Raw genomic sequence first — 12,017 nt, forward strand, 5'->3', positions numbered from 1 at the left:
TGTGGAAAGAGAGGTGAAACTATCGTGGATCATGGCGCTCCTATGCTCGAGGTGTTCGGGATCTGGTTCAACCTATCCAACGTTATGATGCTACTTGTAGCCGCTCTTATCGTCTTCCTTATTGCTTTTATCGCTACACGGAATTTGCAGCTCAAACCAACGGGCATGCAGAACTTCATGGAATGGATCATGGATTTCGTAAAAGGGATTATCAACAGCAATATGGATTGGAGAGATGGTGGCCGATTCCATGTACTTGGAATCACTCTGATCATGTTCATTTTTGTTTCGAATATGTTAGGGCTTCCATTTGCAATAGTCGTCAACGGAGATCTTTGGTGGAAATCACCAACAGCAGATCCGACAGTAGCGATGACATTAGCCGCAATGGTGCTTATCTTGAGCCATTATTATGGCGTCAAGCTGAAGGGGCTTAAAGGATATTCAGCAGGCTACATCAAGCCGATGCCATTCCTGTTCCCGCTAAAAGTCATTGAGGAATTCGCAAATACGCTGACACTCGGTCTGCGTCTTTACGGTAACATCTACGCGGGGGAAATCCTGTTAACTTTGTTGGCAGGCCTCGCATCAGCAAGTATTTTCGGATTTGCAGCAGGCATTTTGCCAATGATGTTATGGCAAGGGTTCTCGATCTTTATCGGGGCAATCCAAGCGTTTATTTTCGTTATGTTGACGATGGTCTATTTATCGCATAAAGTTGCCGACGACCATTGAGTATAAACTGCTCATCGAGCAAACAAAAAAACAACTATCCTGAGGAGGACACATTACAATGACAGGTTCATTAGGTTTATTAGCAGCAGCAATCGCAGTAGGTTTAGCAGCACTAGGTGCAGGTATCGGTAACGGTCTTATCGTTTCAAAAACAGTTGAAGGCATCGCACGCCAGCCAGAAGCTCGCGGCGTTCTACAAACAACAATGTTCATCGGTGTTGCATTGGTTGAAGCATTGCCAATCATCGCTGTAGTTATCGCGTTCATCGTTATGAACCAATAGTATTTTTATACAAAAAGTTAAATGGTGGGGATGCTTCGATATGGTTTTCGCCATTTAAACTTGTATGAACCCATTTTCTTTTGAAAATTCATCTTATAACAGATAAAGATCTTACTATAGAAGAAATTGTATTTTAGGCTCTTGAAGGGAGTGAAACAATCGTGTTTTTTGATCACCTTGTACTCGGTGCAACCGGGGAGTTTTTGAATATTGGAGACATTCTCGCTACACTTGTTATCTTCATTTTGCTAATGTTGCTTTTGAAGAAATTCGCATGGGGTCCTTTGATGGGCATTATGCAGCAGCGTGAAGATTTGATCAAAAGTGAAATCGAAACTGCTGAAAACAGCCGTCTAGAATCTCATAAGTTGCTTGAAGAGCAGCGCAGCCTTCTTAAAGATGCGCGTACGCAAGCACAGGAAATCGTCGAAAACGCTAAAAAGCAAGGCGAAGTTTCGCGTGAGGAAATCATTACAACAGCGCGCGCTGAGTCTGGCCGCATGAAAGATGCTGCGGTTCAGGAAATTGCCAACGAAAGAGATAAAGCTATTTCAGCTGTTCGTGAAGAAGTTGTGGCATTGTCATTGCTTGCTGCTACGAAAGTGCTTGAAAAAGAAATCTCTGAGGAAGACAACCGCCAGTTGATTAACGAAACGATTGCGAAGGCAGGCGAAGTTCAGTGAGTCAAGTTGCAGAACGCTACGCTCTAGCATTGTTCCAAGTCGCTCAAAAGCATGGATCGTCATTGGATGTAGAACAGGATCTGCGTGAAGTGAAAAAAGTCTTTGAAATGACTCCAGAACTTTACAATTTGATCGTTTCTCCAAAACTTTCTGCTGATAAAAGAACAAACTTGATCAATGAAGTATTCAATGGGGCAAATCCGTTTGTCGTAAATACACTTCAATTGATGGCAGAACGCAAACGTTTGAACGAAGTCGGCTCACTGGTTGACGAGTTCGTCGCTTTATCCAACGATGCACAGGGAATTGAAGATGCGAAAGTTTATTCTACACGTCCTTTGACTGAGGAAGAACGCGCATCCATCTCTACTGTATTTGCAAGCAAAATCGGCAAACAATCTTTACGAATTGAAAACATCATCGATCCATCGTTAATCGGCGGATTGCGTCTTCAAATCGGAAACCGCATTTACGACAGCAGCGTGAGCACGAAGTTGGCACGTCTGCAGCGTCAATTGATCGGTTAATCTATGAAATTATGAGAGGGTGACATACATGAGCATCAAAGCTGAAGAAATCAGCGGTCTGATCAAACAACAGATTGAAAATTATCAATCAGAGATGAAAGTTGACGACGTTGGTACAGTAATCACCATTGGTGATGGTATCGCGCGCGCTCATGGCCTCGACAACATCATGGCTGGAGAACTTGTAGAATTCTCAACTGGTGCTATTGGTATGGCGCAGAACTTGGAAGCCAACAACGTTGGTATCATTATCCTTGGCCCATACACAGACATCAAAGAAGGCGATGAAGTGCGTCGAACTGGCCGCATTATGGAAGTACCGGTAGGACCTGAACTTATCGGACGCGTAGTAAATCCACTTGGACAGCCTGTTGACGGTCTTGGACCAATCAACACGACAAAATCACGTCCAATTGAAAGCCCTGCACAAGGGGTTATGGCCCGGAAATCGGTTCATGAACCACTTCAAACAGGCATCAAAGCGATTGACGCACTTGTGCCAATCGGCCGTGGACAGCGTGAATTGATCATCGGTGACCGCCAGACAGGTAAAACTTCTGTAGCGATCGATACGATCTTGAACCAATCTGACCAAGACATGATCTGTATCTATGTCGCAATCGGACAAAAAGAATCTACTGTCCGTAACGTAGTAGAAACTTTCCGCAAAAACGGAGCACTTGATTACACAATCGTTGTAACCGCTTCGGCTTCACAGCCAGCTCCATTATTGTTCCTTGCTCCTTATGCAGGCATCACAATGGCTGAGGAATTCATGTTTGAAGGCAAGCACGTGTTGATCGTCTATGATGATTTAACAAAACAAGCATCTGCTTACCGCGAACTTTCACTATTGCTTCGTCGTCCACCAGGCCGTGAAGCTTATCCGGGGGATGTCTTCTACTTGCACTCACGGTTGCTTGAACGTGCTGCGAAGTTGAACGAAACTCTTGGAGCAGGATCAATCACAGCATTGCCGTTCGTTGAAACGCAAGCTGGCGATATCTCTGCATATATTCCAACAAACGTTATCTCGATTACGGATGGCCAGATTTTCCTTCAATCGGATCTATTCTTCTCCGGTGTACGCCCAGCGATCAACGCGGGTCTTTCTGTATCACGTGTTGGTGGTTCAGCTCAGATCAAAGCAATGAAAAAAGTTGCGGGTACATTGCGTCTTGACTTAGCATCTTTCCGTGAACTTGAATCATTCTCTCAGTTCGGCTCAGATCTTGATGCTGCAACTGCTGCGAAAATCGAGCGTGGGAAACGTACTGTTGAAGTCTTGAAACAGGATTTGAACAACCCGATCAAAGTTGAAAAACAAGTTGTTATTTTCTATGCGTTGACTCGTGGATTCCTTGACGATATCGCTATCAACGACATTTCTCGCTTTGAAGCTGAATTGACAAGCTGGTTAGATAAAAACCACACAGAAATTTTGGATACTATTCGTACAACTCAAGGTTTACCTGCTGATGACGCATTTGGTGCAGCGATCAATGAATTCAAACGCACATTCGCAAAATCAGAGTAGTTCTAGAGTCGAATATGAAGAAAAAATAATAGGGTGGTGAAATACCAGTGGCATCTTTACGCGATATAAAAACACGAATTACGTCAACCAAGAAAACGAGCCAGATTACACGAGCCATGCAAATGGTTTCTGCATCTAAACTAAGCCGTGCGGAAGTGAATGCGAAAGCGTTCGTTCCCTACATGGACAAAATCCAGGATGTAGTAGCATCCATCGCAGCTGGGTCTTCGGACACAAGCAACCCGATGATGATTGCGCGGCCTGTGAAGAAAACCGCTTATTTAGTGATTACATCAGATCGTGGCCTTGTAGGTGGATATAACAGTAATATTCTTCGTACTGTCACGAGCAGAATCCGTGAACGGCATACATCCAATGACGACTTTGTTATCCTGAGTGTCGGCCGGAAAGGGAAGGAATTCTTTACAAAACAGGGAATGACCATCCTTGAAAGTGCAATCGCGCTTCCGGACCATCCGACGTTTTCGGATATTAAAGAAATAACGCGCAAAGCTGTTGGTATGTTCTCAGATGGTACGTATGACGAAGTTTATATGTATTACAATCACTTTGTTTCAGCTATTCAACAAGAAGTCACAGAGACAAAAGTCTTGCCGCTGACGGATATTCAACCGACAGGGTCTACTGCATCTTACGAGTTTGACCCTTCAGCAGAAGCGATTTTGGAAGTTCTTCTTCCACAATACGCGGAAAGCTTGATCTTTGGGGCCCTTCTTGACGGCAAAGCGAGTGAACATGCTGCATCTATGACAGCAATGAAGAGCGCGACCGACAATGCGTCTGATTTAATCGGCGGATTGACACTTCAATACAACCGTGCCCGCCAGGCGGCAATCACTCAGGAAATCTCTGAGATTGTCGGCGGAGCAGCTGCATTGGAATAAAGAAAAGCGTAAGCACCCGTGTAGATTTGACGGGCATAAGACGAAACAGCGAAGTGGCGCTCTTTGCCACATTGCACGAAAAGTGAAAGTGCCTGTTCTGCTCTGACAGGGGTAAGACGCTCTGGCGAAGCGGCATGTTTTCAGCCGCACAGCCAGAGTGGCTTACATCCCGAAGAGCTGGGCACTGCAACTGGACATGGGGCGGCTTATGACCCGAAAATCTGGGGGCTGAAGTCTGGACAATAAAAACTGCGAGCTTCCCTGACAGGAAGTTTTTAAAAAAGTAAGACAGGAGGGAACAGCATGAACACAGGACACGTTCTTCAAGTTATGGGACCGGTTGTAGATATCAAGTTCGCTAACGGCCAACTTCCAGCTATCTACAATGCCCTAACTGTAAATATTGATCGTCCCGGACAAGCTCAAGTCGTTTTGACGCTTGAAGTGGCTCTTCACCTCGGTGATGATTCAGTCCGTACAATTGCGATGGAATCCACTGATGGATTGCAGCGTGGGTCGGTTGTAACCGATTTGGGCAGCGCTATTACTGTTCCAGTTGGAGAAGCAACATTGGGCCGCGTATTCAACGTACTTGGTGAAATTATCGATTTAGGGGAAGAGATTCCTGCTACAGAGCGCCGTGATCCGATTCACCGCTTAGCGCCTACATTCGAACATCTTTCCACAGAAGTTGAAATTCTTGAAACAGGTATCAAAGTTGTTGACTTGCTTGCCCCTTACATCAAAGGTGGTAAAATCGGTCTCTTCGGTGGTGCTGGTGTAGGTAAAACAGTTCTTATCCAGGAATTGATCAACAACATTGCTCAAGAGCACGGCGGTCTTTCAGTATTCGCCGGTGTTGGTGAGCGTACACGAGAAGGAAATGACTTATTCCACGAGATGAGCGATTCCGGCGTTATCAAGAAAACGGCAATGGTTTTCGGCCAAATGAACGAGCCGCCGGGCGCACGTATGCGTGTTGCTTTGTCTGCTTTGACAATGGCTGAATATTTCCGTGACGAACAAGGCGCGGATGTACTCCTATTCATTGATAATATCTATCGTTACACGCAAGCAGGTTCTGAGGTATCGGCCCTTCTTGGCCGTATGCCATCTGCCGTTGGTTACCAGCCGACACTTGCGACTGAAATGGGTCAATTGCAGGAACGTATTACGACAACAAGCACTGGTTCTGTAACTTCAATCCAGGCGATTTATGTGCCAGCCGATGACTATACGAATCCGGCTCCGGCTACAACTTTCGCCCACTTGGACGCAACAACTAACCTTGAACGTAAACTTTCTGAGATGGGTATCTACCCAGCGGTAGATCCTCTGGCTTCTACTTCACGTGCATTGTCACCTGAAATTGTTGGCCTAGAGCATTACAACATCTCACGTGAAGTTCAAGAAACGCTTCAGCGCTACAAGGAATTACAGGATATCATTGCAATCCTTGGTATGGATGAGTTAAGTGACGAAGACAAGCTGACGGTTAACCGTGCACGCCGTGTCCAAAACTTCCTTTCTCAGAACTTCCACGTTGCTGAACAGTTCACTGGCCAAAAAGGTTCTTATGTTCCTGTTCAAGAAACGATCAAAGGATTCAGAGAAATTCTTGATGGAAAATATGACCACTTGCCAGAAGATGCTTTCCGTTTGGTCGGACGCATTGAAGATGTTATTGCAAAAGCAAAAGGCATGGGCGTAGAAGTCTAAAACCAGGGACCAGGAGGGAAAAAAATGAAGACCATTACAGTCAATATTGTCACTCCCGACGGCCCGGTATACGATTCAGAAGTATCTATGGTTATTGCAGTTACAGCAACAGGCGAAATGGGCGTTCTGCCCGGCCACATTCCGACAGTAGCTCCTCTTGGAATCGGTGCAGTCCGATTGAAAAAAGAGAACTCGACAGAATTGGTTGCTGTAAACGGTGGATTTCTTGAAATCCGCCCTGAAAAAGTGACCATTCTTGCACAATCGGCTGAACGCGCAACAGACATCGATCTGGCACGTGCTCAGGAGTCCGCTAAACGTGCAGAATCACTTTTGCAGGCAAATAAAAATGAAATCGACTTTAAACGTGCAGAATTGGCGTTAAAGCGTGCGATGAATCGTATCAACGTTTATGAGGGTAACATTTAAAGTAAGAAAAGCGAAAACGGCCGTTCAACTCCGACAGGCTTAAGTTGAACTTCCGAAGCGGCGCTTTTTGCCGCATAGGAAGGGCAGCTTAAGTTCGAGGAGTTGGCCGTTGGAGTCTAGACAAAGAAAAGCACAAGCGGCCGTTCAGCTCCGACGGGCTTAAGGCAGAATGGCGAAGTGGCATCTTTTCAGCCGCACAGAAAGAAAAGTGAAAGTGCCTGTTCAGCTCTGACAGGCATAAGGCAGACCAGCAGTGTGGCGTTTTTTGCCACACAGCTGGGTTGACTTATGTCCCGAAGAGCTAGGCACTTGCAACTGGACAGCCAGAGTAGCTTATGACCCTAGAATCTAGCCGCCGAGGCTGGACAATAAGAAAAGCAGAAGTGGACAGAAGGGCAATTGACTTTTGTCCGCTTTTTCTATTTTGTGAGAGGATGGATAAGATGGAGACCATGATTGGGCAAACGGCTTTAATTTCAATATTTAGCCATATTTTTTTTAGCGGCGTCGCTTTTTACGCAATGCGGGCAGTAATGTTTGAAAAGTGGATCCACAAACATCACGTTTTGCAGGCTCAAATTCTCTATGTTTTTCTTAGTATTGCAATTGGGACCATGGTATCTACTTTTTTCCTAAATATTTCATCTTGGTCAAGGCAATTGCCTTATCTGTTTTAATACTTGCCGTTTTGCCATGGTCCTGAAGCTCATGGCTATGGCAAAACGGCAAAATTTTTATTTCCTGGGAAATAAAATTTCATTCCATGTTTAAGCATGGTACAGTGGGGAAAAGGTCTAGAAGGATGAATTTAAAACGTGACTTTTCTCACCCTGACGGACATAAATATGATATCCCAATCGAATAATGTTTTGTCAGGACGAAATAGTAGCGCAAAATGAGAGTATAGTTGCTTGTTTTTTACTAAAAAACAGGTTAGTATGAGAAAGGTTTTGTTTCTAAATAATGACATTGGACTTTTAAACGTATATGGGATACATATAGATGACTATTAAACACATGGAGGGCATATCAGTGGATCAAATCATTGTAAAAGGCGGAAAAAAATTAACGGGGAAGGTACGGGTCGAGGGTGCTAAAAATGCAGTTCTTCCGGTATTGGCTGGAGCGTTATTAGCTTCAAAAGGCAAGAGCATCATTAAAGAAGTACCAAATTTAGCAGATGTCTACACGATTCAGGAAGTTTTAAAAAGCTTAAATGTTTCTGTTGAGTATTCACCTGAAAAAAATGAAATGCTGATTGATTCTTCAGCAACATTATCAAGCGAAGCCCAATTTGAGTATGTGCGTAAAATGCGCGCTTCGATTTTGGTAATGGGACCAGTTCTTGCACGTAATGGATTTGCTCGTGTAGCTTTGCCAGGCGGCTGTGCAATCGGTTCACGTCCGATTGATCAGCATTTAAAAGGCTTTGAAGCAATGGGCGCAAGCATCACTTTTGGCAACGGATTTGTTGAAGCCAGAACAACTGGACGTCTGCGCGGAGCAAAAATCTATTTGGATTTCCCGAGTGTTGGTGCAACCGAAAACATCATGATGGCTGCTGCATTGGCAGAAGGCACGACACTTATTGAAAACGCGGCTAAAGAGCCTGAGATTGTAGATGTAGCGAACTACATCAATGAAATGGGTGGACGCGTGATTGGTGCGGGTACGGATATTATGCGTATCGAAGGCGTCGAAGAATTGCACGGAGCTGAGCATTACATTATTCCTGACCGTGTTGAAGCTGGGACATTTATGGTTGCTGCTGCAATTACAGAAGGCGATGTCATCATTGAGAACGCTGTACCTGAACATATGACTGCTTTGATTTCCAAAATGGGAGAAATGGGTGTTGATATTCAGGAAACGGAACAAGGATTGCGCGTTCGTGCAAGCCGTCCGCTTCGTTCAATTGATATTAAAACGATGCCTCATCCGGGATTCCCGACAGATATGCAGTCACAGATGATGTCTTTGATGCTGACAGCTACTGGCAGCGGCATTCTGACGGAGACAGTTTTTGAGAACCGTTTCATGCACGTGGAAGAATTCCGCCGCATGAATGCTTCTGTTAAAATTGAAGGCCGTTCAGTAATCATGGAAGGCCCTTCAAATCTTCAAGGTGCTGAAGTTGCAGCTACTGATTTGCGTGCGGCGGCTGCTTTGATTTTGGCAGGACTTGCTGCAGATGGCATTACTCGTGTCAACGAACTATATCATTTAGATCGCGGATATGTTAACTTTCATTCAAAACTGGCAGCTTTAGGTGCAGATATTGAGCGTGTAACTGTTGAACAGGCAGAAACGAAAGTTGAACAATTGGTCTAATCGATTTTCATATGGGCTTGCGAGGCTTTTACCAGCCCCGCAAGCTTTTTTTATGAACTGGCTGAATTCAGGAATTTTTGTCATTGCGATCCTGACTATGATAAAATATGGAGTTAAGAGAATCTTTTTTGAACATACATAGGATCAAAGAGAAACTTTATTCAGCTGGGCTCACCTTAATGAATGCAAGCAATCTAAACAGGTTTTTAGGCTGCTGGACTGGATCTTTCGATTGAATAAGCAGGAAAAATGGTTTAAAAGGAGTGCGGGCTTGATGTTTTCTAAAGACATTGGAATTGATCTGGGAACAGCGAATGTATTGATATACGTTAAAGGCAAAGGAATCATCTTGAACGAGCCTTCGGTAGTGGCCATGGATCGGAAGACCGGAGAAGTACTGGCTGTCGGAAAAGAAGCGCGTAAAATGATGGGCAGAACGCCAAAGCATATTGTGGCTATCCGTCCATTGAAAGATGGCGTGATCCACGACTTCGATGTCACCGAAGCGATGCTCAAACACTTTATACACATCTTAAAACTAAAAGGGTTTATGACCAAGCCGCGCATCTTGATTTGCTGCCCTACAAACGTAACAAGCATTGAACAAAATGCCATACGTGAAGTGGCAGAAAAAGCGGGCGGAAAAAAAGTGTATGTAGAAGTAGAACCGAAAGTCGCTGCCATCGGGGCTGGCCTTAATATTTATCAGCCAAGTGCCAGCATGGTCATCGATATTGGCGGTGGGACAACGGATGTTGCGGTTTTATCCATGGGAGACATTGTGACGAGTGAAACGATAAAAGTAGCTGGCGACCGATTTGACCTGCAAATCATGCGGTACGTCAAACAACATCACAAGCTGCTGATCGGCGAAAAAACTGCTGAAAAAATTAAAGTGGAAATCGGTACAGTATTAAAGCATACTGAAGAAAAAGAGATGGAAATCCGTGGCCGTGATATTCTGACAGGATATCCTAAAACGCTGATGATCACATCGATAGAAATTGAAGAAGCCTTAAGAGAATCGATTCAGTTGATTGTCGAGGCTGCGCGGATGGTGTTAGAGAAAACACCGCCGGAACTGGCTTCTGATATCATTGAAAGCGGAGCAATTTTGACGGGTGGCGGCGCTTTGTTGGACGGACTGGATAAGCTGTTGGCTGAAAAGTTGGAAGTGCCAGTTTCAATTGCCGAAAATCCAATGGAATGTGTTGTACTCGGTACAGGTTTGATGCTGGAAGCAAAAGAAAATATCTTTCGCCAAAAAAAAACAGAGCCAATTAGCGAATGGCAAAAATAATTCATTTTAGTATAATGACAGTAATTTGTACGAGTTTGCTTCGCGGCAAAGTCGAGAATTCAGTAGATGGAAAGGTTGGCAGAGTGAATGGCTGAGCTGAAAAAAAACTTTTCTCTTCGGAAAAAAGCGAAAAAAGAAGTACCAGACACATCAGAGCCGAAAAAGACATGGTGGGTTCAAATTCGCCTGTTTCCAATCTGGCTCCGTATCATCCTCGTCATCGCCCTGATTGCCTTAGCGGCTGTTCTGGGTGCGATGGTGGGCTTTGGCGTCATCGGAGATGGCAGGCCAGCGGATGCACTGAAATGGGAGACATGGCAGCACATATTGGATATTATGAGCGGAAAATAAAGAGAAACTTCACTCAGTGGAGTTCTTCATTTCCACTGAGTGTTAGTTGATCCAATCGGACTTTTACGGTCAGTTGATTTTCCGCTTTAAGAAGCGGGAGTTGACCGTTAAAGCGGGATAAAAGGAGTGGAATCGATTGTTGACAACAGAGCAAATTCAGGCAATTTTACCGCATCGCTACCCATTTTTGATGGTGGATCGGATGTTGGAAATCGAAGCAGGCAAAAGAGCGGTTGGTTTAAAAAACGTATCTGCAAACGAAGAGTTTTTTAATGGACATTTCCCGGGGTATCCAGTCATGCCGGGTGTCTTGATTGTGGAAGCACTGGCGCAAGTCGGAGCCGCGGCTGTTCTTCAGCTGGATGCCAACAAAGGCCGTCTGGCGTTTTTCACCGGCATTGATAATTGCCGCTTTAAACGCCAAGTCACTCCAGGCGACCAATTGCGTTTGGAAGTTGAATTGACGAAATTGCGCGGTTCAATGGGCAAAGGCCATGCCATTGCGACAGTAGACGGAGAAATTGCATGCGAATGTGATATCCTCTTCGCTTTAGGACCGGTAGCAGCAAAATAATTAAACTTTTCATCCATAAGAGGAGCGACTGACATATAGTAATTGTCGCTCTCATAAAAAACTGCCGAAGTCACATTGACTTCGGCAGTTTTTTCGTTATGGCAAACTAGGATTTTGCCTCGTCTTTTCTCAAGCCAGGGCGGGTGCGCATATCAGTTTCAAAGCGTTCAAGCAGCTCTTGCCCTTCAAAACCATCTTCCAGCAGCTCTGACAGCAAGGTTTCCGCGTATTTCCGGCGGGCCCGTTTCAAGGTGCCTTTCATCAATACAGAAATATGGTCGCCCATGGCCTTTACTGCATGAACCACAACTTCAAAGGGAGCCGGCTCATTTCCAGGATAGGAAATGACAACCTGCACGGCTACAACTTCTTCTGTTTGCTTTAGTTTTTCAAACATTTCCTGATGGGATAAATCAATGAGCATTTCAAGAATCCACGATCTCTCAGTATTCTCCTGGTTGATGATGATGCCGTCATGCACCGGATAATCGACTACTTGATCGTCTTGTTCAACACCCAGTGACAGCATTTTAAATGTTTTCATGCGGCGATGCCTCCAATGCTTACTTTGTTTCAGTATAGCATAGAGAAGATTTAGCACGCGAACTGAAAAGATGGATGAAAAAAATCGGTTGTTCTGCTA

General features: G+C 44.7%; 14 protein-coding genes. 13 read left to right on the forward strand and 1 reads right to left on the reverse strand.

The window, feature by feature from the left end; genetic code table 11:
* The first annotated feature begins 24 nt into the window (after positions 1-24).
* The 13 genes from atpB to fabZ all read left to right on the forward strand — a co-directional run bounded on the left by atpB (position 25) and on the right by fabZ (position 11,374).
* Positions 25-735, forward strand: coding sequence for a F0F1 ATP synthase subunit A (atpB, locus tag QOZ98_RS05625; protein ID WP_142827138.1), 711 nt, complete (start codon positions 25-27; stop codon positions 733-735).
* Between the two features lie 58 nt (positions 736-793).
* On the forward strand, positions 794-1,018 hold the full coding sequence (gene atpE / locus QOZ98_RS05630) for a F0F1 ATP synthase subunit C (RefSeq protein ID WP_006829234.1): 225 nt from the start codon (positions 794-796) through the stop codon (positions 1,016-1,018).
* 161 nt (positions 1,019-1,179) lie between these two features.
* The gene (atpF, locus tag QOZ98_RS05635) at positions 1,180-1,701 is read left to right on the forward strand and encodes a F0F1 ATP synthase subunit B (protein WP_142827139.1); all 522 of its coding nucleotides are present in this window, start codon (positions 1,180-1,182) and stop codon (positions 1,699-1,701) included.
* The gene (locus QOZ98_RS05640; protein ID WP_142827140.1) at positions 1,698-2,228 is read left to right on the forward strand and encodes a F0F1 ATP synthase subunit delta; all 531 of its coding nucleotides are present in this window, start codon (positions 1,698-1,700) and stop codon (positions 2,226-2,228) included. Before atpF ends, QOZ98_RS05640 begins: the two co-directional genes overlap by 4 nt.
* 28 nt (positions 2,229-2,256) lie before the next feature.
* Positions 2,257-3,765 (forward strand): F0F1 ATP synthase subunit alpha, encoded by a 1,509-nt coding sequence (atpA, locus tag QOZ98_RS05645; RefSeq protein WP_142827141.1) that lies wholly within the window; start codon positions 2,257-2,259, stop codon positions 3,763-3,765.
* Between the two features lie 47 nt (positions 3,766-3,812).
* Complete coding sequence (gene atpG / locus QOZ98_RS05650) at positions 3,813-4,670, forward strand: ATP synthase F1 subunit gamma (RefSeq protein WP_308786505.1); 858 nt, start codon at positions 3,813-3,815, stop codon at positions 4,668-4,670.
* Positions 4,671-4,973: 303 nt separating this feature from the next.
* On the forward strand, positions 4,974-6,389 hold the full coding sequence (gene atpD / locus QOZ98_RS05655; RefSeq protein WP_308786506.1) for a F0F1 ATP synthase subunit beta: 1,416 nt from the start codon (positions 4,974-4,976) through the stop codon (positions 6,387-6,389).
* Positions 6,390-6,413: 24 nt separating this feature from the next.
* Positions 6,414-6,818 carry a F0F1 ATP synthase subunit epsilon gene (locus QOZ98_RS05660; RefSeq protein ID WP_308786507.1) on the forward strand — a complete coding sequence of 135 codons (405 nt, stop codon included), beginning with the start codon at positions 6,414-6,416 and terminating at the stop codon, positions 6,816-6,818.
* 443 nt (positions 6,819-7,261) lie between these two features.
* Entirely contained in the window at positions 7,262-7,495 is a 234-nt protein-coding gene (locus QOZ98_RS05665; RefSeq protein WP_142827145.1) for a DUF1146 family protein, read from the forward strand.
* A 355-nt stretch (positions 7,496-7,850) separates the two neighbouring features.
* Positions 7,851-9,149, forward strand: coding sequence for a UDP-N-acetylglucosamine 1-carboxyvinyltransferase (murA, locus tag QOZ98_RS05670; protein WP_308786508.1), 1,299 nt, complete (start codon positions 7,851-7,853; stop codon positions 9,147-9,149).
* Between the two features lie 274 nt (positions 9,150-9,423).
* A complete protein-coding gene (gene mreB / locus QOZ98_RS05675) occupies positions 9,424-10,449 on the forward strand; it encodes a rod shape-determining protein (protein WP_308786509.1) in 1,026 nt (341 codons plus the stop codon).
* A gap of 87 nt (positions 10,450-10,536) precedes the next feature.
* The gene (locus QOZ98_RS05680; RefSeq protein WP_308786510.1) at positions 10,537-10,800 is read left to right on the forward strand and encodes a DNA-directed RNA polymerase subunit beta; all 264 of its coding nucleotides are present in this window, start codon (positions 10,537-10,539) and stop codon (positions 10,798-10,800) included.
* A 136-nt stretch (positions 10,801-10,936) separates the two neighbouring features.
* Positions 10,937-11,374, forward strand: coding sequence for a 3-hydroxyacyl-ACP dehydratase FabZ (fabZ, locus tag QOZ98_RS05685; protein WP_142827149.1), 438 nt, complete (start codon positions 10,937-10,939; stop codon positions 11,372-11,374).
* A 106-nt stretch (positions 11,375-11,480) separates the two neighbouring features.
* Here the strand turns inward: fabZ and QOZ98_RS05690 are convergent, their stop codons facing one another.
* Complete coding sequence (locus QOZ98_RS05690; protein ID WP_308786511.1) at positions 11,481-11,918, reverse strand: YwpF family protein; 438 nt, start codon at positions 11,916-11,918, stop codon at positions 11,481-11,483.
* Positions 11,919-12,017: the final 99 nt, after the last annotated feature.

It is taken from the genome of Planomicrobium stackebrandtii (assembly GCF_030814955.1).
Taxonomy (GTDB): Bacteria; Bacillota; Bacilli; order Bacillales_A; family Planococcaceae; genus Planococcus; species Planococcus stackebrandtii.

Coding starts and splice junctions, on each gene's coding strand:
- atpE (WP_006829234.1), top strand. CDS start 794: ATGACAGGTTCATTAGGTTTATTAGCAGCAGCAATCGCAGTAGGTTTA.
- atpA (WP_142827141.1), top strand. CDS start 2,257: ATGAGCATCAAAGCTGAAGAAATCAGCGGTCTGATCAAACAACAGATT.
- atpD (WP_308786506.1), top strand. CDS start 4,974: ATGAACACAGGACACGTTCTTCAAGTTATGGGACCGGTTGTAGATATC.
- QOZ98_RS05660 (WP_308786507.1), top strand. CDS start 6,414: ATGAAGACCATTACAGTCAATATTGTCACTCCCGACGGCCCGGTATAC.
- QOZ98_RS05665 (WP_142827145.1), top strand. CDS start 7,262: ATGGAGACCATGATTGGGCAAACGGCTTTAATTTCAATATTTAGCCAT.
- mreB (WP_308786509.1), top strand. CDS start 9,424: ATGTTTTCTAAAGACATTGGAATTGATCTGGGAACAGCGAATGTATTG.
- QOZ98_RS05680 (WP_308786510.1), top strand. CDS start 10,537: ATGGCTGAGCTGAAAAAAAACTTTTCTCTTCGGAAAAAAGCGAAAAAA.
- QOZ98_RS05690 (WP_308786511.1), bottom strand. CDS start 11,918: ATGAAAACATTTAAAATGCTGTCACTGGGTGTTGAACAAGACGATCAA.